The organism is Pelagibius sp., from assembly GCF_028281305.1.
Taxonomy (GTDB): Bacteria; Pseudomonadota; Alphaproteobacteria; order Kiloniellales; family Kiloniellaceae; genus Pelagibius.
Map to the genome: position 1 here is coordinate 1 of NZ_JANQKD010000016.1, position 19,280 is coordinate 19,280.

Sequence of the window (19,280 nt, forward strand, 5' to 3'; positions counted from 1 at the left end):
TACATCGAGAGCAAGAACCGCAACGCCATCCTGGAGCACGAGGCCACCACCTCGCGCATCAGCGAGGACCAGCTCTTCTACTGCCGCCAGCGCGGCATCTCCGAGGAAGACGCCGTCGCCCTGGTGGTGAACGGCTTCTGCCGCGAGGTGCTGCAGCAGCTTCCCATGGAGTTTGCCGTGGAAGCACAGAAGCTGGTCGGCATCTCCTTGGAAGGCAGCGTAGGCTGAACAATAAAACAACCGGATAAGCAAGGATCACGGCGAAACATGCTTGAGATCAAGAACCTGCACGCCACCGTCGACGGCAAGGAAATCCTGAAGGGCATCGACCTGACGATTGCGCCCGGCGAGGTGCACGCCATCATGGGGCCCAACGGCTCGGGCAAGTCGACTCTCTCCTACGTGCTGACGGGCCGTGAGGGCTATGAGGCGAGCGAGGGCGAGGTCCTTTTCAAAGGCAAGAACCTCCTCGATATGGAACCGGACGAGCGGGCCGGCGAAGGCGTCTTCCTGGCCTTCCAGTACCCGGTGGAGATTCCCGGTGTCCCCAACACCACCTTCCTGAAGGAGGCGCTGAACGCCGTGCGCCGCTATCGCGGCGAGGACGAGCTGGACGCCATGCAGTTCGTGAAGATGGTGCGCGAGAAGACCAAGCTGCTGGGCATCAGCGACGAGATGCTGAAGCGCGCCGTCAATGTCGGCTTTTCCGGTGGCGAGAAGAAGCGCAACGAGGCCCTGCAGATGGCGGTCCTGGAGCCCTGCCTTGCGGTGCTCGACGAGACCGACTCCGGCCTCGACATCGACGCCCTGAAGACGGTCGCGAACTCCGTCAACCTGCTGCGCGGGCCCGAAAACGCCATGCTCGTCATCACGCACTATCAGCGGCTGCTCGAATACATCGTTCCGGACCGGGTGCACGTGCTGGCCGGGGGCCGCATTCAACGCAGCGGCGGTAAGGAACTGGCGCACGAGCTGGAAGAAAAGGGCTACGCCGAGTTCACCGGTGCGGCGGCCTAGGCGGCAGGCAGGACGAAGAGAACACCATGACGCAAGCATTCAGTGAGCATTTCGGCGCCCTGCAGGACCACCTTCCGGGTCAGGACCTGCCCTGGCTGACGGACCTGCGCGCCCGCGGCCTCAAGCGCTTCACCGACAGTGGGCTGCCCACCCCGCGCTGGGAAAGCTGGAAGTACACCAGCCTGAGGCCCATCGAGAAGGTCGACTTTGCAGCGGAGGGCGTGCCGCGCGCCTGCGTGTCTATCGACCGGGCGCCCAGCCTGCTGCCCGACGCCACCGAGAGCCATCGCTTGGTCTTCGTGGACGGTCACTTCCGCAGCGACCTCTCCAGCCTCGGTACCCTGCCGAAGGGCGCCAGCCTGCTGCCGCTCAGCGAGCAGTTGGCGAACGACCCGGATTGGCTGGCAGGCCATCTGGATCATCTGAACGACGCCGCGGCGCAGCCGATGCTCGCCCTCAACACGGCGATGATGATGAACGGCTTCGTGCTGCATCTGGAGCGCGGCACGATCCTGCCGCACCCGGTTGAGGTCATTCACCTTGGCGGGGCCGGGGCCGCGCCCCTCGCCTATCATCCGCGCAACCTGGTGATCCTGGACGAAGGCAGCCAGGCCACGCTGATCGAGCACTTCAGCCACATCGGCGAGCAGGCCTATCTCAACAATGCTTTCACTGAGGTGAGCATCGGCCAGGGCGCCATCCTGCGCCATTACAAGCTGCAGGCCGATGCCCTGAACGCCTTCCACCTGGCGACCGTGAAGGCAGAGCTCGGCCGCGATGCCAGCTATGACTCCTTCGTCATGACCACTGGCGCGCGCCTGTCGCGCAACGAGGCCAGCGTGCGGCTGGCCGGCGAAGGTGCCAACTGCCATCTGAACGGCGCCTATCTGGTGCGCGGCGAACAGCACTGCGACAACACCACCGTGGTCGACCACCTGGTGCCCAACACCACCTGCCGCGAGGTCTTCAAGGGCGTGATCGACGACCGCGCCCGCGCCGTCTTCCAGGGCAAGCTAAAGGTCCACCGCGACGCCCAGCAGACCAATGGTCACCAGCTCAGCAAGGCCCTTCTTTTGTCTGATAAGGCGGAGATTGACGCCAAGCCGGAGCTGGAGATCTACGCCGACGACGTGGTCTGCAGTCATGGCGCCACTGCGGGCGACCTGGACCATGACGCGCTGTTTTACCTGCGCGCCCGGGGCATTCCGGAGGCCCTCGCCCGCTCCATGCTGATCGAGGCCTTTCTGGGCGAAAGCATCGACCAGATCGCCGCGGAAGGCCTTTGCCCGGCCCTGATGACCTCCATCGGCCACTGGCTGGCGGACACGCGGGGAGACGCTTGAGATGACGGCTGCAAGCACCCTGGCGGAAATCGCCGCCGGCAGCAACTCGACCCTCGCCTTCGATGTTGATCGGGTGCGCGAGGACTTTCCGATCCTCAAGCAGGAGGTCTACGGCAAGCCTCTGGTCTACCTGGACAGCGGCGCTTCGGCGCAGAAGCCGCAGGTGGTTATCGACACCATGCGCGAGATCCAGGAGACCTGCTACGCCAACGTCCACCGCGGCGCCTACTATTTCAGTCAGCATCTGACCGAGCGCTACGAGGGCGTGCGCGAAACCGTTGCCCGCTTCCTGAACGCCGGCTCTGAGAGCGAGATCGTCTTTACCCGCAACGTCACCGAGGCCATCAATCTGGTGGCCCACAGCTTCGGGAACAGGCTGTCGGCGGGCGACGAGGTGATCATCACCGAGATGGAGCACCACGCCAACATCGTGCCCTGGCAGCTTCTGCGCGAGCGTATCGGCATCACCCTGAAGGTCGTGCCGGTTGCCGACGACGGCAGTTTCCGCATGGATGCCTACGAGGCGATGCTGGGCCCGCGGACGAAGCTGGTGGCGATGACCCATATCTCCAACGTGCTGGGCACGGTCTTGCCGATGAAGGAGATCATCCGTCTCGCCCATGCGGCCGGTGCCCTGGTGCTGGTGGACGGCGCCCAGGCCGCCGTGCACGGCAAGGTCGACGTGCGCGACCTTGATGCCGACTTCTACGGCTTCACCGGCCACAAGCTCTACGGGCCGACCGCCATCGGCGTGCTTTATGGGAAGGCCGAGTTGCTGAAGGACATGCCGCCTTTCATGGGCGGCGGCGACATGATCCGCTCCGTCAGTTTCGAGGAAACGGTCTATGCCGATCCGCCGCACCGCTTCGAGGCCGGCACGCCGCCCATCGTCGAAGCCATCGGTCTGGGCGCGGCCATCGACTACGTGCAGGCCATCGGCCACGAAGCGATCGCTGCCCACGAGGCGGGGCTGCTTGCCTACGCCACCGAGCGGCTGCAGCAGATCGAGGGGCTGACCATCTACGGCACCGCCAAGGAAAAGGCGGCGATCGTTTCCTTTGCTCTGGACGGCATCCATCCCCACGACATCGGCACGATCATCGACCGCGAGGGCGTGGCGATCCGGGTCGGCCACCACTGTGCCCAGCCGCTGATGGAACGTTTCGGCCTGCCGGCGACGGCGCGCGCTTCTTTCGGGCTCTACAACACCCGGGCGGAGGTGGACGCCCTGGCCCGCGCGCTGGAGAAGGTGAAGGAGCTCTTCGGATAAACCCCCATGGAGCAGGACCTGCGCGAACTCTACCAGGAGGTCATCCTGGATCACGGCAAGCATCCGCGGAACCATCGCCACCCGCCGGATGCGAACCATGAAGCGCGCGGCTACAACCCGCTCTGCGGCGATCAGGTGACGGTCTATCTCTCTACCGACGAAGCGGGCAAGATCACCGATGCCGCCTTCGAGGGGCATGGCTGCGCGATCTCCATCGCCTCGGCATCCATGATGACCGAGATCCTGCTGGGCAAGACGCAGGCCGAAGCCCGCCAGCTCTTCGACGACTTTCACCGGCTGTGCACCGAGGCGGACTTTTCACTCGAGGCTGCGGCAACGGCAGACAAAGACGCCTTGGACCGCCTCCAGGTCCTGGCCGGCGTGCGCGAGTTCCCGGTCCGGGTCAAGTGCGCGACCCTCGCCTGGCATGCCATGGCCTCCGCCCTCAACGGCGGCGAAGACGCGACGACGGAATAGGGGTTGGGACGATGAACGATCACCCTCTCGGTATGGAGAGCTTCGGCTTTGGCGCCGCGCCTGAGGGCCTGACGGCGCGGGCGGGCTCCCCCCTTCAGCCGGGCATGCCGGTCGCCGAGCGCCTGACCGTGGAGAATGCGATCCGCGAGGTCCATGACCCGGAGATCCCGGTGAACATCTATGACCTCGGGCTGATCTACGACCTCGACATCCACAAGGACGGCTCTGTGGCGATCCAGATGACCCTGACGGCCCCCGCCTGCCCGGTGGCCGGCGAGATGCCGCAGCAGGTGGCCGAGGCCGTCGCCGGCGCCGAGGGCGTCGGCGAAGTCCAGGTGACCCTTACCTGGGATCCGCCCTGGACACCGGAGAAAATGTCGGAAGACGCCAAACTGGCGTTAGGAATGTTTTAGAAAAAACAGATACTTAATGCCTCTTCCGCTTGGCGCCCCGAATCCCTATATTAGGGACTGAGAACACGGAACAGAGATCCATGGCTATAGCGAACCTCATCACCTTGACCGACGCCGCCGCCGAGCGGGTGAAGCTGCTGATCGCCAAGAGCGAGGAGCCGGTGCTCGGCCTCCGGGTCGGTGTCAGCACCAAGGGCTGCTCTGGCATGAGCTACGTTGTTGAATACGCCAAGGAGCAGCGCAAGCTGGAGGACGTGGTCGAGGACAAGGGGGTCAAGATCTTCATCGATCCGACCGCCGTGATGTTCCTGCTGGGCAGCGAGATGGACTATGTCGAGGACAAGTTCCAGACCGGCTTCGTGTTCTCCAATCCCAATGAAAAGGGCCGCTGCGGCTGCGGTGAGTCTTTTCACGTCTAGGGCCTGCCTGGCCGCCCACCCCTTTCTGGGCTTTTCCACAGACTCGGTTGGGCGCGCCTGACGCCGGCTTAACCCCAGTTTAACGGGCAGCGGCGAGAATCGCCTTCTCTTGTCGAAGGCGAACAGAGTCTCGGTCACGGCCCGTCATGCAGACGTTCAAACGCACCTACGCTCATGCCATGCAAGGCCTTGGCAGCGGTCTCTACAGCAGCGGCGTGCTGCGGCGCGAGGATGCGCCGCCATCAAGTGACTGGCATCGCTGGCTCCACAGCCTCTTCGCCATCCATGATATCGACGCTCTCATAGGCCTGGACCTGCCGCGCTGGACGTTGCGCGCTGCCGCGCTGACTGATCGTTTCCTCCAGCAACGCCCCGGCGCGAAAGTCTTCGAGTACGGCGCCGGCGCCGCCACGGTTTTTCTCGCCAAGCGCGCCGAGATCGTCATCAGCGCGGAGCACGATCCCACCTGGCATGGAGTGGTCAGCCGCCTGATCGCCCCGCACCCTAACGTGCTTGCCACCCTGGTCGAACCCGGGCCCGCAGAGCCGGACTGCAGCCATTGGTCCGCCCACCCTGGCTGGAGCGGGCGGGATTTCCTGGACTATGTCCATGCGATCGACCGCTTCGAGGGGCAGTTCGATCTGATCGTCATCGACGGCCGCTGCCGGGCGCATTGCCTGAAGGCGGCCCTCAGACGCGTCAAACCGGACGGACTCATCGTCTTCAACGATGCGGCGCGCCGGCGCTACCGCGCGGCACTGGAAAGCTGCTCGATACCCAAGCTGGCCACCGGCGGTCTCACAGCCTGCCTGCCCTATCCGAACCCGACGGCTCTCCTGGCTCCCGACCCCAAACTGCTGCAACGGCTTGTCGAGGCCGCCTAACGTGACCTTTCGGTGAAGACCTTCATCAGCGCTCTGCCTGTTAACCTCGGCTAAACGCCTAAGCGGGATGATACGGCTGCCGTTGTCTTGACCCTCAGGTAGATGGATCGGAATCAATGGACAGCTACACCGATGTCCAGCGGTTGGAGCGCGCGCCCTCAAAACCGGGCCGCAGCCTGTCGGCAGCGGCCCAGAGCGCGGTCGGCCGCCTGCTTGCACTGCCCAATCACCTGGGTGCGGCCATCATCATTGTCGGCGCCTTTGCTGCCACGGTGACGCTGATCGCCGTCATCTACGGCGCTCCGTTCTCCGTTCCGCGCGAGCGCACCAGCGCCGCTTTGGGTGTTAATGCGGTGCTCCCGGTCGCCCTGACGGTCTTTCTCTACCTGTCGCTGCGCATCTGCAAGGCGCTGCTGCGCAAGGCCGAACCCAGCGACCCACCGCTGCTGAGGATCATCGCGATCGATCTGACGCTGATGATACTTTTCGTAGCGGTAACGTACTTCCACTTCAGCCTGAAGACCTGGGTGCAGGTGATCAACCCGAACCTCTATGACGAGGCCTACTTCGCTGTCGACAACGCTTTCCGGCCGGTCATCGAGGTCTTCTACTGGATCCGCCAGGAGTACTTCACCCTGGTCCCCGGTACCGACCGCTGGTATCAGGCGGCCTTCATCCTGATGTTCAGTTCCAGCTTCTGCAGCTACGCGGTCTCGAGGCATCCGATCTATCCGCGTTTCTGCATCGGTGTGCTGCTGACGATGAGCCTTGGCGCCCTCTCCTACCTGATTGCCCCGGCGCTTGGCCCCTTTATCTATGAGCAGGGCGTGAACGCCGACGCCACCGGCGCTCAGGCGGGCATGCTGCGCGCCCATGAGGAGGTCCTGCAGCACGGGATGGCATGGATCGAGGCAGCCGGCCCGTACTATTTCACCGGTGCCCTGGCGGCGATGCCGTCGCTTCACATCGCCCATGCCGCCGTCATGACGTACTTTGCCTTTGTGGCGCGCTCGGCCCTCACGCCCATCTTCCTGGTCATCTGCTGCTGGGTGATCGTCGAATCGGTCGCTTCGCGCTGGCACTATCTGATCGACCTGCCATTCGGGCTGCTCATCGCCGTCGTCGTAGTCTGGCTCACCAACCGTATCTGCCGGGAACGCCCGAGCAGCCTGACCCAGACAGCCGCCGCCTAGTTCGTCTCACCGCTGTGCGCTAGCCCACAGACTTAATCGTTCCTTAGCGCTTTGTATCCAGGATTGCGCTCGCGCGGGCGGCACAACAAGCGGCAGGTCGATGCAATCATATTCTGCGAGGCGTCTTGGGGCTGGACAGCTGCTGCCCTACGTTGCCCTACTCATCACCTGGGCCATGGTCCACGCCAGCCTGATCGTCTTCCGCGAGCTCCCTGTTCTTGAGTCCGGCCTTGCCGGCCCCGACAGCTACATGCGCATGCTCCGCGTTACGGAGCTGTACCAGCATTGGAACTGGTTCGACATCACCATTGACCGGGCCAACGCGCCCTATGGCGACACTCTGCACTGGACCCGGCCCTTCGATCTGCTGATTCTGCTGGTCGCCCTCCCCGCATCCTTCGGAATGGACTTTGAAACGGCGATCTATCTGTCCGGGATCATCGTTTCCCCTTTGCTGCAGCTGACGACCGCCTTTGCGTTGGTCTGGGCCATGCGGCCGCTCATTCGCCCCGAAGCATGGTTCCTGCCGGCGGTGGCGTTCTTCCTGCAGCCCGGAGCCCTTGCCTACTCGGTGGTCGGCCGCGCCGACCATCACACCTTGCTGATGCTTGTTTTCGTGCTTACGGCAGGCTTTGCCCTGCGGGCCTTGCAGAACCCGCTCGACGCCCGGCCTGCGGCCTATGCCGGCGCCTTTGCCGGCTTCGGCGTCTGGCTCTCGACCGAGTTCCTCCTGGTCCTACTGATCTGCGTGACCGCCCTCGGCTTGCCGTGGCTGGCCGGCGAGCGGGAAAGGGCCGCTCAGAGCAAGTGGTTTGCCCTCACGGTAAGCTGTATCCTCCTGATCGCACTCTTCGTCGAGCGGCCCCTGGAGCGCTTTCTGGAAGCCAGCTACGACCGGGTCTCCGTTGTGCAGTTCCTGGTCTGCGTCTGCATCCTGCTGTTTTGGCGCGTAGCGGAAAGCTATGAGAATCGCGCTGGAACCAGCAGCCGGCCCTTCGGCCGCCTGCTTTTGGGCCTCTTCGGCGCCGCCTCCGCCGTCCTGCTGGTGAACTCTGCCTACCCGCTTTTCTTTGTCGGGCCGATGGCGGAGGTCGACCCGCGGATTTTGCCGATCTGGCTGGACCGTGTTCTGGAGATGCGTCCGCTTGTGCCCAGCGACATGGATAGCCTGGGCCGCTTCATCTTCTATTTTGGCACTGGCATCCTGGCAGTGCCGGTCTTTGCCGCCGTCCTTGTTCAGGAGCGCCGCTCCGGCGGATTCTGGACCATGTCGCTGGTCGCCCTTGCCTGCCTCCTGCTCTGGCCCGTGGCGGTCAAGCACATACGCTTTTCCGGCTACGCGGAGATCGCCTTTGTCATGGCTCTGGCGGTGGTCTTCGACCGTTTCCTGCAGTGGACCCACGGGGTCGGCAACGATCTGGTCCGGGGCCTGCTGCGTGGCTCCGCAATCACCGTCCTGCTTCTCGGCCCGCTAACGGTCGGAATGAACCTGATGGCGAAGCCGCTCGCGGACAAGGATGCTGCGGGTCAGTCGCTGTCTGCCTGCAGCGTCCGAGAGGTGGCTACGTTCCTCGAGACCGACCCGCGCTGGGCCGGTTCCCAGCAGACGATCCTGACGTTCCTCGATATCGGGCCGGAACTCCTCTATCGCACGCGCCATGCAGTCATTGGCACCCCCTACCACCGCAACGGCGACGGCATCTACGACAGCCACCGCATGCTGGCAACAAGCGACCCGGCGGAAGCCCGCGGGATGATGGCGCAGCGCGGTATCGACCTCGTGCTCCTCTGCCTTGGCTCCGCCGAGCGCATCTTCTTTACCGCGCATAACACGGGCGCAAGCGTTGAGGACGGGCTCTATCAGCGTCTCTCAGAAGGCCGGCCTCCGGCCTGGTTGACCGAGATTGACCTGCCCGCGCCGCTGTCCCGGCAAGCCAGGCTCTTCAGCGTCCAGCGCTGATCCGATCGGCCCCAGGTCCATCGGCCGGCCTTGGCCGTTAGGGAAATCTTGAGCCTCTTCGACAAGACTGCCGGTTCGGAATCAGGCAGATCCGCGGCGAACCGGCAGCGAGCCCATGACCCAAGGCATTCCCGTACACCAGCAGCAAGCGGCCTTGGCGGCTTCTTGGCCCAATGAGGGGCCGACAGTGGCCGTTCTCCTGCCCTGCTACAACGAGGAAGCCGCCATCGGTCAGGTGGTTAGGGACTTTCGCAGCGCCCTGCCGATGGCCCGGATCTTCGTCTACGACAACGCTTCCAGCGACAAGACCGCAGAGTTGGCTCGCGAAGCGGGCGCGACCGTGATCAGCGAGGCTTTGAGAGGTAAAGGCAACGTGGTCCGCCGTATGTTTTCCGATGTTGAGGCGGATATCTACGTGCTGGCCGATGGTGACGATACCTATGACGCCGTCGCCGCACCTCAACTCATCGAGCATCTCTGCCGCGAGCAACTGGACATGGTCAACGCGGCGCGCCGGAACACCAGCGAGCAGGCCTATCGCCCGGGTCACCGGTTCGGTAACCGTCTGTTTACCACGTTGGTCGGCTACATCTTCGGCGAACGCTTCGGTGACATTCTTTCCGGTTATCGTGTCTTCTCGCGGCGCTTCGTGAAGTCCTTCCCGGCTCTCGCGCAGGGCTTCGAAATCGAGACAGAACTGACGGTTCACGCCTTGGAGCTGCGCATGCCCGTTGCGGAGGTCGTAACGGCCTACAAGGAGCGACCGGAGGGCTCCGAGAGCAAACTCAATACCTTCCGGGACGGACTCCGCATTCTCAAGACAATCGTCCGCCTTGCGAAGGACGAGCGGCCGCTGGCCTTCTTCTCGGTTGCCGCGGCTCTGCTGAGTGTCTCGGCCATAGGCCTGGCTATCCCTCTGTTCATCACCTACTTCGAAACCGGCCTGGTTCCCCGTTTGCCCACCGCGGTCCTGGTCTGCGCGCTGATGCTGTTGGCTTCGCTCAGCACCGCCTGCGGCCTGATCCTGGACTCCGTCTCTCTGGGGCGACGGGAAATGAAACGCCTGCACTATCTGCGCCTACCTGCCCCACCGACCATGCCGTTCCCCTGGAGCGCCGAAAAGGCGGGCTCAGCGGCGAACGGTCAAGACACGGACCGGTTCAGTGCTTAGGAGCACAGTCCGGCAGGATCAGCCATCTCTACCAAAAACTGCCGATTTTCTGACGATTACTTAAAACACCATTTAATTACCGGAATCATTCGCTAGGCGTTTATTCAAATATAGAGATTAAGTGACTGGATTATTTTGATTTTTGGCTTGAGACAGCCTTTGTTTTTTACTCTTTCTTAATGCGATGAGCGGATTATTCGCTCGGATATGCGTGCATAGGAGGTCGCAATCATGTTGAACACGATCAAGTCCTTTCTGAAGGACGATTCCGGCGCCACGGCTATCGAGTATGGCCTGATCGCCGCCCTGGTTTCGGTTGCCGCCATCGCGGCCCTTGGCTCTCTGGGTAACTCGCTGCGAGATATCTTCGGCGTTGTGTCCAATGAGCTCGGCGACGCGGCGGCAAACGCTAGCAGCCCGGCCACGCCTCCGGCGACGCCGTAATGCTTGACCCGGCGAGCCCCCGGGCCCGCCGGCCTCTCGCAAAGACGATAGGGCCCGGGGCTGCGTCCTCGTGGCCCTATCTGTCTTTTCGGTAGCGGGCACCTTGGACTTGAGCGCCACCGGCGCAAGTCGGGATGCTCCGTTTATCGATGAGCGGCTGACCAGATCATGGATTTAAGTCTCGCAACTTCACAGTTTACGGTCCTGGCGTTCGCCGGCCTTCTGATCATGGCCGCCGCAAGCGACTGCCGTAACCTGACGGTGCCGAACCGTTTCAGCCTGGCGCTGGTGGCGCTCTATCCCTCTTTTGTGATCGCTGCGGGCGGGACTGTCGACTGGCTGGGGGGCCTCATCTGTGCTTCAGCCGCTTTTGCTATCGGCTTCGTCCTGTTCGCACTGAGGCTTTGCGGTGGGGCGGACGTCAAGCTGTTCGCCGCCGTCACCCTCTGGGCCGGCCCCGCACTCATCGTGCCGATGCTGATCTACACCACCATGGCCGGCGGCCTGCTCGCCCTCGCGATGTGGTTCCGGCATCGTCTTCTGCGCGCGGCAACACCGACGGCCGTCTTCTTCGTCAAAGCCGACCCGGACTTCATCAAGCAGCCGATGCCCTACGGCGTCGCCATTGCAGCGGGCGGCTTCTACGTTGCTTTCCAGCTGCTTGCCCAGCTGTTTGCGAGGATCTAGAGAGATGCTCCCCCACTCCATCTTTGGCGCCATGACAGCCGTGGCCTTGCGCCGTCGCGCATCCCATCGTGCCGGCGCCTAGGAGGTCTGACCCATGTCACTCAGGAACATACTGCTGATCGCCGCCGCTTTGCTGATCACGCTCGGCACGACTTTCGTGGCGCGCAGTTGGCTGGCCAACCAGCGTGCCCAACCCGCCACCGTCACCGCCCCTGCGCCCGAGCCAGAAGGCATCAAGGTGCTGGTCGCGAAGACCGAACTGCCGACCGGCGTTTTCATCCAGGAAGAGCAGCTGCGCTGGCAGATCTGGCCGGACGACGACATCCCGGACAACTACTACACCGAAGAGGAGATCGACCCCTCGGAGCTCTATGGCGCCGTGGTGCGCCGCGGCTTTACCACCGGCGAGCCGATCACGCCCAAGCGCGTCATCCGTCCGGGCGAGCGCGGATTCCTCGCTGCTGTCCTGCGCCCCGGTTTCCGGGCCATGGCCATTCGTGTCAACGCCACCTCCGGCGTCAGTGGACTGGTGTTCCCCGGCGACCGGATTGACATCATTTTGACACATACCATTGCGGATTCCTCCGGTGAGGAGGTGATCCAGCGACGCGCGAGTGAAACCGTTCTTCGCAACGTCCGGGTGTTGGCTATCGACCAGTTGGTAGATGATAGCGGGTCCGAGCCGAAGTACGCCAAGAACTTCACCCTTGAGGTCACACCGAAGCAGACGGAGATGCTTTCCGTGGTGCGGGAGCTGGGCGCCCTCTCGATCAGCCTGCGCAGCCTGGCCAAGGATGAGGAAGAGTTGGAGCGGCTGGCGGTCCTTAACGAGACCAAGGAAGAGTCCGACCCGGAGCGCGGCGACACCCACACCTGGGATTCCGAGGTCAGCCGGCTGGTCGGCCTGCGCGGGGACAACGGCAATAAGAAGGTTGTTAACGTTACACGTGGTAATGAAGTGCAGGAGCTGCGCTTCTAAGTGAGGTGCTTTATGCGCGTGTTTTCAAGGCTTTGGCTGGCTGTCGCCCTGATGGTCGCGGCAGTGGTCTGGACCGGTCCGGCAAGTGCCGGGCTGCAGGGCCGTGCCGTACCGACCAATGGCGATCCCATTGTCATCGAGCTCAGCGAGGGTCAGTTGCTGCGCCTCGACCGCGCAATGTCGTCGGTCTTCATTGCCAACCCCGCCATCGCGGACATCAGCGCAAAGTCCGAGCGCCTGCTCTACCTCTTCGGCAAGGCCGTCGGCACGACCACCCTTTTTGCGCTGGATGCCAACGAAAACATCATTGCCAGCGTCACCGTGGAGGTGAACCACAATCTCTCCCAGCTGCGTGCCGCGCTGAAGGAACTGGTGCCCAGTGGCCGGATCAACGTCAACTCGGTCAACGGCGCCATTATCCTCTCCGGCACCGTCGGGACAGCCACTGAGTCGGAGGACGCCCGGAGGGTCGCGAGCCGCTTCATCGGAGAGGGCGAGGAGATCATCAACCGCCTGGCCGTCACGGCTCCGAACCAGGTGAACCTGCGCGTACGGATTGCCGAGGTTTCCCGTGAGGTCATCAACCAGTTCGGCTTCAACTGGGATATCTTCGTCGAAGGCGACTTCCAGTTTGGCCTGCAGTCCCTGCCGCCGGTGGCCGGCATCAACACCATCTTTGCCGGCGGCGACATCGGCGACGTATCAATCGACACCCTGATCGACGCCCTCGCGGAAGACAATCTGGTCGCGATCCTGGCCGAGCCCAACCTGACCGCCCTCTCCGGCGAGACGGCGAGCTTTCTGGCCGGCGGCGAGTTCCCCATTCCCGTCTCGCAGGACGAAGACACGGTAACCGTTCTGTTCAAGCAGTTCGGCGTCAGCCTTGCTTTCACGCCGACGATCCTCGGCCGCAGCCGCATTTCGATGCGCGTCCGTCCCGAGGTCAGTCAGCTTTCGAATGCGGTCCAGATCCTCGCCGGCGGTCTCTCGGTCCCCTCGCTGACAACCCGCCGGGCGGAGACCACCGTTGAACTGGCTTCCGGGCAAAGCTTTGCGATTGCCGGACTGATCCTCGACAACAGCCGTCAGGAGAACCGCAAGATCCCCGGACTGGGCGATCTTCCCATCCTTGGCCCACTGTTTCAGAGCGACCGCTTCGAGCGCGACGAGACGGAACTGGTGATCATCGTCACGCCCTACATCGTCCAGCCGGTCGACGCGGACGAGTTGAAGACGCCTCTCGACCCCTACCGCGCCCCGCCGCCGCCCGCAGGCAGCGCCCCTGCCACTGCAGGTGACCAGGGCGGTCGCACGGTGCCTTTGGAGGCAAATCAGGCCCGACGTCTTGGCGGCGCCCCCAAAACCGGTTTCATTCTGGATTAGGAGCATGGCGATGACGGGACGCAAACAGATCCGCCTGACCACGGCCCTTGCTCTCTGCCTGCTGGCGACAGGCTGCGCCGGCGACCCGGACCGTTCGCCGGATGCGCAGGCGGTCGCCGATGCCATCAACGTGGTCTTCCACCATGCCAAGTGGCAGCAGATCCCGGCCTCTCCGGCGAACCAGGCGGACGCGATCCTGTTCCAGCAGTCGGTCTTCTTCATTGGCAGTTCCGCGCTGCTTGACGAGGATGCTCAACAGGCGATCGATGCCCTTCTCTGGGAAGCCGAACCCGACCCCGGCACCGTCGTCTCCCTCTCAGCCGGCAGCGGTGATGCCCCACGGTACGACCGCCTGACACTGCAGCGCCTGGAAGCGGTGCGCGTTGCGCTGGCCGACCGCGGTTACGAAGCCGTGCTGGGAGATGCGCCTGCCGTCCCTGCACCAGGATCGCAGAGCAACGAAGTTCGTATGAGCCTGACCAAGTTCATGCCCATCCTACCGGACTGTGACCAGCCCCAGCCGCTGGAACCCGATCGGCCTGCCTTCGATACGGCTTTCGGCTGCTCCAATGCTCACAACCTGGGCGTTATGGTCGCCAACCCTGGCGATCTGGAGCGCGGGCGCACACTGGAGCCCGCGGACGGAGAGTTCGCGGCCGGTTCGGTGCGGCGTTATCGCCTCGGTGAGATTGAGCCCCTCAAGGCAGAGGACTCCAAATCACAATGAGCGTGGCTGAACGTATCTTGGAGCACAAGCCGTCCGATGCGACCGCCGCCGAATGCGTCGCCTTCGTGGGGGATAACCAGACCCACTCCGTCGTAGACTCGGTCTTGCGGGAGTATTTCGCCGAGCCTTTGCTGAAGGATGGCGGTCCCAATCAGGCGATCGAGTTTCTGAGTTCCACGGTTCCGCCCAGTGTCATCATCGTCGACGTTTCCGAGGCGACGTCGCCCCAGACGGCCATGATGTCGCTGCGCGCGGCAATCCCCGAGTCAACGAAGATCATCGGTATCGGAACCGTCAACGACATCTCGGTCTACCGCGAAATTGTCGATTCCGGCGCGACCGACTACCTGGTGAAGCCAGTTACAGAAAAGGCCCTGGCATCCGCGCTCAACCGAACCGAGGAGTCGCACGAGTCCGCCGTGCCCGAGGTAACGCCGGAAGAAAAGGCGCGGATCGCCGTCATCGGGTCGCGCGGCGGTGTCGGCTCGAGCACGCTCGCCGTCAATCTGGCGTGGATCCTGAGCGAGGAACGCAAGCACAAGACCGCCCTGATCGACCTCGATCTCGAATTCGGGACGATTGCATTGTCGCTGGATCTGGAGCCCACCCGCGGCCTGCGCGAAGCCCTGGAGAACCCTGCGCGCGTCGACGGCCTGTTCATCTCGAGCGCCACGGCCAAACTCACCGAGAAGCTCTCGGTCATGGCCACAGAAGAGAACCTGACCGCGGAGATCAAATACAACCCCAATGCCGTCGATGCCCTCTTCGAAGCCTTGGGCCGCACGAACGACGCCATCGTCATCGACGTGCCCCGCTCGGCCTATGCTGTGCGCCGTCGTATCTTCGAGACGGCGACCGAGGTCATGCTGGTCACGGAGCTCAACCTCTGCGGCCTGCGCGACTCGCTTCGGATCCTCGCAGGCATCAAGGAAGTAGCGCCGGACACCAAGGTCCGGGTCATCGCCAACCGCTCTGCCGGCCCGAAGCAGGCAATGCAGTTGAAAGACTTTCAGCGGGCGCTGGACCACAAGGTGGATCTGCTGCTGCCGGACGAGCCCAAAGTTTTCAACGCCGCTGCGAACACCGGCAAACCGCTGGCTCAGTCGCATGCGAAAGCCAAGGTCAGCAAGGTCATCCGCAAGCTGGCCGGTGAGATCAAGCTGCCCGAGCCAAAGCAGCCAAAGGCCCAGAAAGGCGCCAAGAAAAAACGGGGATTTGGCGGGTTTTTCCGCAGGAGCTAACAGACCGTGACGGGGGTGGCAGACAGCGATCAGACAGCCAAGCCGGGCGCGGAGGAAATCGAGGACGCCAACCTCGATGCCGTCCGCCGCCAGTTGCAGCCTGCGGTGCTCGGCCTCTTCGGGGATGACGACATCTCGATGATCCCGCGGCCTGAGCTGGCGCTGCGGATCGGCAACCTCCTCACCAACGAAGTCGAGCGCAGCGGCACCAAGCTTACGCTCCTACAAAGACGCAAGCTGGTCACGGGCTTGATCGACTGGCTTCTGCAGTGCGAGGCCTTGCAGCCCGAGGAGCGTCAGGAAATCATCGGCACGATTCCGGAGGCCCAGTCCGGAGCGGTTACGCCCCCCGAAGGACATCCCAAAGACAAGGCGACGACACACACGCCGACCATCGAGGCCGCCAGGAACAAGGTACATCCGCTGGTCATGGACCGGCTGGACGTTTCGGCTGCCTCCCAGTTGCCGCGGGACGATCTCACGCGCCAGATCGGCGAGATCGTGCGTGAGATCACAATTGACGAGAAGCTGAACCTCAACGCCCCCGAACAGCAGTCGATCGTCGACCTGATGCTCGACGACATGCTGGGTCTCGGTCCCCTCGAACCCCTGCTGGCCGACGAGAGCGTCACCGATATCATGGTGAACGGGCCATACCAGATTTACGTGGAGCGGCGCGGGAAGCTGGAGCTTTCAGGCGTGCGCTTCCAGAACGACGAGCATGTTCTGAACATCGCGCGCAGGATCGTGTCGCAGATCGGCCGGCGTGTTGATGAGACAACGCCGCTTGTCGACGCCCGTCTTCTCGACGGCAGCCGCGTCAACATCATCATCCCTCCCTTGGCCATCGACGGTCCCTCGATCTCGATCCGAAAGTTTGCCAAGAAGGGCATCACTCTGGATGTGATGCAGAATCAGAATAACATCTCGCCGGCCATGGGAACGGTCTTGAAGATCGCGTCGCGTAGCCAGCTCAACATCCTGATCTCCGGCGGTACGGGTTCCGGTAAGACAACGCTGCTCAATGCGATGTCCCAGATGATCGACCCCGGTGAGCGAATCGTGACCATCGAAGATGCCGCCGAGCTGCAGCTTCAGCAGCCCCATGTGGTGCGCCTGGAAACACGGCCGCCCAACCTGGAGGGCAGCGGCGAGATCACCATGCGTGACCTCGTCAAGAATGCTCTGCGTATGCGGCCGGACCGCATCATCCTGGGTGAGGTGCGCGGCTCCGAGGCCGTCGACATGCTGCAGGCCATGAACACCGGCCATGACGGCTCTCTGGGCACGATCCACGCCAACCGCCCCCGCGAGGCTCTGACGCGTCTGGAAAACATGATCGGCATGGCCGGCATCAACCTGCCGGCCCGCGCCGTCCGGACTCAGATCGCATCCGCCCTCGATATGATTGTCCAGGTTTCGCGCATGCGCGACGGAATGCGCCGCGTCACCCATGTCGAGGAAATCGTCGGCATGGAAGGTGAGATCATCACAACCCAGACGCTTTTCACCTACGAGTTCGAGGGCGAAGGCAAGGACGGCTTGCTTCTGGGCAGCTTCAAGTCTTCCGGGTTGCGCCCCCACTTCACACCCCGCGCCGCCTATTTCGGCCTCGACAAGCCGTTGATGGAGGTCATGGGATGATCATCGAATTGCCGATGGGCCTCGGATCCGTATCGGCCGAGTTGCTTCTGATCGTCCTGCCCGCGCTGGCGGCCCTCATCGTCTTCGCTCTGGTCTTTGGCGGCGACAGCACAGGCAAGCAGACCCGGCGGCGCATCGACCGGGTTCGCACCGCCAACATGAAGACGATCACGCCAGAGGAGATCGTCTCTATCCGCCGCTCGGACACGGACAGCGACATCGCGGTTCTCGACAGTCTGATCAAGCGGCTGACACCACGGCCGGAGATCCTCCGGCTGCGCCTCGCAAGCGCCGGCTACGGCAGTTCGCTTGGCCGCTATCTCTTTATCTGCCTGATTTTCGGCCTGGTCACGTTTTCCGGACTTCAGTTCTTCAAGCTCGTCCCGATCCTGGTTGCCGTCCTGGCCGCCCTCTTCGCGGCAATCATGCTGCCTCACCTCGGCCTCAGCTTCCTAATCCGGCGGCGAAGAAACCGGTTCATCGCCCATTTCCCGGAGGCCATCGACCTCATGGTCCGGGGTCTGAAGTCCGGCCTGCCGATTACAGAGTCCATCAAGGCCGCAGGTACGGAAATCCCGGATCCCGTAGGCACCGAGCTCTCGCGCATCACCCACACGGTCCGCCTGGGCGAATCGCTTGAAGACGCGCTCTGGGACGCATCGAAGCGCCTTGACATTCAGGAGTTCAACTTTTTCACCGTCGCCCTGGCCATCCAATCCGAGACCGGCGGCAACCTGGCCGAAACCCTGTCCAACCTCTCAGACGTTTTGCGGCGGCGGCGCCAGCTGAAGCTGAAGATCAAGGCGCTCTCCTCGGAGGCCAAAGCCAGCGCTTACATCATCGGGTCGCTGCCTTTCATCATGGCCTTGCTCATCTACCTGGTGAACCCGGATTATATCTCCGATCTCTTCACAGATGACCGCGGTATCTTCCTGGTCTGTCTCGGCTTCCTCAGCTTCGGCATGGGTATCGGCGTCATGTACAAGATGGTGAAGTTCGAGATATGACGCTGGAGGACCTCATCCCACCGGGCATGACGCTCGAGGACCTGCTGGTCACCATGTCCGGCATCTCGGTCCTCATCAGCGTCATCGCCGTGTGGTTCACGCTGCTGCACCGCGACGTTTCCAGCAAGCGGGCGAAGATGATCGCCGACCAGCGCCGCGACCTGCGCTCTGGCATCATGACGCCCCGGCGGCGTGGCTCTGGCAAGCAGCCGAGCGTCACCCTGATGCACAAGACCGTCGACAGGCTGAAGCTGCTTCGCAGTGCTCAGGCCAAGAAAGTCGGCATCAAGCTGATGCAGGCGGGTTGGCGCAACAAAGACGCCATGGTGAAGTTCTTCTTCTGCAAGCTGGCGCTGCCCTTCGTCTTCGGCGGTGTGGCGACCTTCATGCTCTACGGTATCGAAGCCTACGACATGAGCCCTGCCGGAAAAGCCGGCGCCGCCTTGGGTGCCGTGATCTTCGGCGCCTATCTGCCGGACATCCTGGTGAAGAACCAGGCCCAGAAACGTCAGACGGCAATCCGTAAAGCGCTGCCGGACGCCCTTGACCTCATGGTCATCTGCTCGGAGGCCGGTCTCAGTCTGGATGCCACCCTGATGCGGGTGGCCAAGGAAATGGACAAGACAGCCCCGGAGCTTGCCGATGAGTTCAGCCTCACCGGCCTTGAGCTAGGCTTCCTTCCCGACCGCCGCACTGCCCTTCAGAACCTCGCCCTCCGCACCGACCTGACGGTGATCCGCGGCATGGTCGGAACACTGCTGCAGGCCGAGCGTTACGGTACGCCGCTGGCTCACTCCCTGCGTGTCCTCTCGGCAGAGTCCCGCGAGGAGCGGGCCATGAAAGCTGAGGAGAAAGCGGCCCGCCTGCCGGCGCTCCTGACCGTCCCGATGATCATCTTCATCCTGCCGCCGTTGTTCATCGTTCTGATCGGCCCCGCGGCACTGCGGACGATCGACGCTCTCTCGAACATGTAGCCAGCGCCGAGCGGCGGCTGGACGGCGGCTGAACGGCTCCGGCCTGC

General features: G+C 63.3%; 20 protein-coding genes. All 20 read left to right on the forward strand.

The annotated features are described in order from the left end of the window. A partial coding sequence (locus Q0982_RS03970) for a SufD family Fe-S cluster assembly protein (RefSeq protein WP_299391963.1) occupies positions 1–228 on the forward strand: 228 nt, incomplete at its 5' end. A 39-nt stretch (positions 229–267) separates the two neighbouring features. After that, positions 268–1,017: a Fe-S cluster assembly ATPase SufC gene (gene sufC / locus Q0982_RS03975; RefSeq protein WP_299391965.1), complete on the forward strand. Its 750-nt coding sequence runs from the start codon at positions 268–270 to the stop codon at positions 1,015–1,017. A gap of 26 nt (positions 1,018–1,043) precedes the next feature. After that, a complete protein-coding gene (sufD, locus tag Q0982_RS03980; RefSeq protein ID WP_299391968.1) occupies positions 1,044–2,360 on the forward strand; it encodes a Fe-S cluster assembly protein SufD in 1,317 nt (438 codons plus the stop codon). A 1-nt stretch (position 2,361) separates the two neighbouring features. Beyond that, positions 2,362–3,630 carry an aminotransferase class V-fold PLP-dependent enzyme gene (locus Q0982_RS03985; protein WP_299391969.1) on the forward strand — a complete coding sequence of 423 codons (1,269 nt, stop codon included), beginning with the start codon at positions 2,362–2,364 and terminating at the stop codon, positions 3,628–3,630. 6 nt (positions 3,631–3,636) lie between these two features. After that, positions 3,637–4,107, forward strand: a complete 471-nt coding sequence (sufU, locus tag Q0982_RS03990) for a Fe-S cluster assembly sulfur transfer protein SufU (RefSeq protein WP_299391971.1) — start codon at positions 3,637–3,639, stop codon at positions 4,105–4,107. An 11-nt stretch (positions 4,108–4,118) separates the two neighbouring features. Then, a complete protein-coding gene (locus Q0982_RS03995; protein WP_322096942.1) occupies positions 4,119–4,520 on the forward strand; it encodes an SUF system Fe-S cluster assembly protein in 402 nt (133 codons plus the stop codon). Between the two features lie 80 nt (positions 4,521–4,600). Continuing rightward, positions 4,601–4,939, forward strand: a complete 339-nt coding sequence (locus Q0982_RS04000) for an iron-sulfur cluster assembly accessory protein (RefSeq protein ID WP_299391973.1) — start codon at positions 4,601–4,603, stop codon at positions 4,937–4,939. Positions 4,940–5,085: 146 nt separating this feature from the next. Continuing rightward, positions 5,086–5,823 (forward strand): class I SAM-dependent methyltransferase, encoded by a 738-nt coding sequence (locus Q0982_RS04005; RefSeq protein WP_299391976.1) that lies wholly within the window; start codon positions 5,086–5,088, stop codon positions 5,821–5,823. Positions 5,824–5,939: 116 nt separating this feature from the next. Next, positions 5,940–7,016: a phosphatase PAP2 family protein gene (locus Q0982_RS04010; RefSeq protein WP_299391978.1), complete on the forward strand. Its 1,077-nt coding sequence runs from the start codon at positions 5,940–5,942 to the stop codon at positions 7,014–7,016. 100 nt (positions 7,017–7,116) lie between these two features. Continuing rightward, complete coding sequence (locus Q0982_RS04015; protein ID WP_299391981.1) at positions 7,117–8,976, forward strand: hypothetical protein; 1,860 nt, start codon at positions 7,117–7,119, stop codon at positions 8,974–8,976. Between the two features lie 115 nt (positions 8,977–9,091). Next, positions 9,092–10,147, forward strand: coding sequence for a glycosyltransferase family 2 protein (locus Q0982_RS04020; protein ID WP_322096943.1), 1,056 nt, complete (start codon positions 9,092–9,094; stop codon positions 10,145–10,147). A gap of 231 nt (positions 10,148–10,378) precedes the next feature. After that, positions 10,379–10,591: a Flp family type IVb pilin gene (locus Q0982_RS04025; protein ID WP_299391986.1), complete on the forward strand. Its 213-nt coding sequence runs from the start codon at positions 10,379–10,381 to the stop codon at positions 10,589–10,591. A 168-nt stretch (positions 10,592–10,759) separates the two neighbouring features. Then, complete coding sequence (locus Q0982_RS04030) at positions 10,760–11,278, forward strand: prepilin peptidase (RefSeq protein ID WP_299391988.1); 519 nt, start codon at positions 10,760–10,762, stop codon at positions 11,276–11,278. 94 nt (positions 11,279–11,372) lie between these two features. Further along, entirely contained in the window at positions 11,373–12,257 is an 885-nt protein-coding gene (gene cpaB / locus Q0982_RS04035) for a Flp pilus assembly protein CpaB (RefSeq protein ID WP_299391991.1), read from the forward strand. A 12-nt stretch (positions 12,258–12,269) separates the two neighbouring features. After that, complete coding sequence (locus Q0982_RS04040) at positions 12,270–13,640, forward strand: type II and III secretion system protein family protein (protein WP_299391992.1); 1,371 nt, start codon at positions 12,270–12,272, stop codon at positions 13,638–13,640. A 10-nt stretch (positions 13,641–13,650) separates the two neighbouring features. Next, the gene (locus Q0982_RS04045) at positions 13,651–14,367 is read left to right on the forward strand and encodes a CpaD family pilus assembly lipoprotein (protein ID WP_299391995.1); all 717 of its coding nucleotides are present in this window, start codon (positions 13,651–13,653) and stop codon (positions 14,365–14,367) included. Positions 14,368–14,369: 2 nt separating this feature from the next. Continuing rightward, positions 14,370–15,608 (forward strand): CpaE family protein, encoded by a 1,239-nt coding sequence (locus Q0982_RS04050; protein ID WP_299391997.1) that lies wholly within the window; start codon positions 14,370–14,372, stop codon positions 15,606–15,608. Between the two features lie 6 nt (positions 15,609–15,614). Further along, the gene (locus Q0982_RS04055) at positions 15,615–17,252 is read left to right on the forward strand and encodes a CpaF family protein (protein ID WP_299392000.1); all 1,638 of its coding nucleotides are present in this window, start codon (positions 15,615–15,617) and stop codon (positions 17,250–17,252) included. Further along, entirely contained in the window at positions 17,249–18,259 is a 1,011-nt protein-coding gene (locus tag Q0982_RS04060) for a type II secretion system F family protein (RefSeq protein ID WP_299392002.1), read from the forward strand. Before Q0982_RS04055 ends, Q0982_RS04060 begins: the two co-directional genes overlap by 4 nt. After that, a complete protein-coding gene (locus Q0982_RS04065) occupies positions 18,256–19,233 on the forward strand; it encodes a type II secretion system F family protein (RefSeq protein WP_299392005.1) in 978 nt (325 codons plus the stop codon). The genes Q0982_RS04060 and Q0982_RS04065 overlap by 4 nt, the downstream gene beginning before the upstream one ends. Positions 19,234–19,280 lie beyond the last annotated feature (47 nt).

Coding starts and splice junctions, on each gene's coding strand:
- sufD (WP_299391968.1), top strand. CDS start 1,044: ATGACGCAAGCATTCAGTGAGCATTTCGGCGCCCTGCAGGACCACCTT.
- Q0982_RS04065 (WP_299392005.1), top strand. CDS start 18,256: ATGACGCTGGAGGACCTCATCCCACCGGGCATGACGCTCGAGGACCTG.
- sufU (WP_299391971.1), top strand. CDS start 3,637: ATGGAGCAGGACCTGCGCGAACTCTACCAGGAGGTCATCCTGGATCAC.
- Q0982_RS04030 (WP_299391988.1), top strand. CDS start 10,760: ATGGATTTAAGTCTCGCAACTTCACAGTTTACGGTCCTGGCGTTCGCC.
- Q0982_RS04005 (WP_299391976.1), top strand. CDS start 5,086: ATGCAGACGTTCAAACGCACCTACGCTCATGCCATGCAAGGCCTTGGC.
- Q0982_RS04015 (WP_299391981.1), top strand. CDS start 7,117: ATGCAATCATATTCTGCGAGGCGTCTTGGGGCTGGACAGCTGCTGCCC.
- Q0982_RS03985 (WP_299391969.1), top strand. CDS start 2,362: ATGACGGCTGCAAGCACCCTGGCGGAAATCGCCGCCGGCAGCAACTCG.
- Q0982_RS04040 (WP_299391992.1), top strand. CDS start 12,270: ATGCGCGTGTTTTCAAGGCTTTGGCTGGCTGTCGCCCTGATGGTCGCG.
- Q0982_RS03995 (WP_322096942.1), top strand. CDS start 4,119: ATGAACGATCACCCTCTCGGTATGGAGAGCTTCGGCTTTGGCGCCGCG.
- sufC (WP_299391965.1), top strand. CDS start 268: ATGCTTGAGATCAAGAACCTGCACGCCACCGTCGACGGCAAGGAAATC.
- Q0982_RS04060 (WP_299392002.1), top strand. CDS start 17,249: ATGATCATCGAATTGCCGATGGGCCTCGGATCCGTATCGGCCGAGTTG.
- Q0982_RS04045 (WP_299391995.1), top strand. CDS start 13,651: ATGACGGGACGCAAACAGATCCGCCTGACCACGGCCCTTGCTCTCTGC.
- Q0982_RS04020 (WP_322096943.1), top strand. CDS start 9,092: ATGACCCAAGGCATTCCCGTACACCAGCAGCAAGCGGCCTTGGCGGCT.
- cpaB (WP_299391991.1), top strand. CDS start 11,373: ATGTCACTCAGGAACATACTGCTGATCGCCGCCGCTTTGCTGATCACG.
- Q0982_RS04025 (WP_299391986.1), top strand. CDS start 10,379: ATGTTGAACACGATCAAGTCCTTTCTGAAGGACGATTCCGGCGCCACG.
- Q0982_RS04000 (WP_299391973.1), top strand. CDS start 4,601: ATGGCTATAGCGAACCTCATCACCTTGACCGACGCCGCCGCCGAGCGG.
- Q0982_RS04010 (WP_299391978.1), top strand. CDS start 5,940: ATGGACAGCTACACCGATGTCCAGCGGTTGGAGCGCGCGCCCTCAAAA.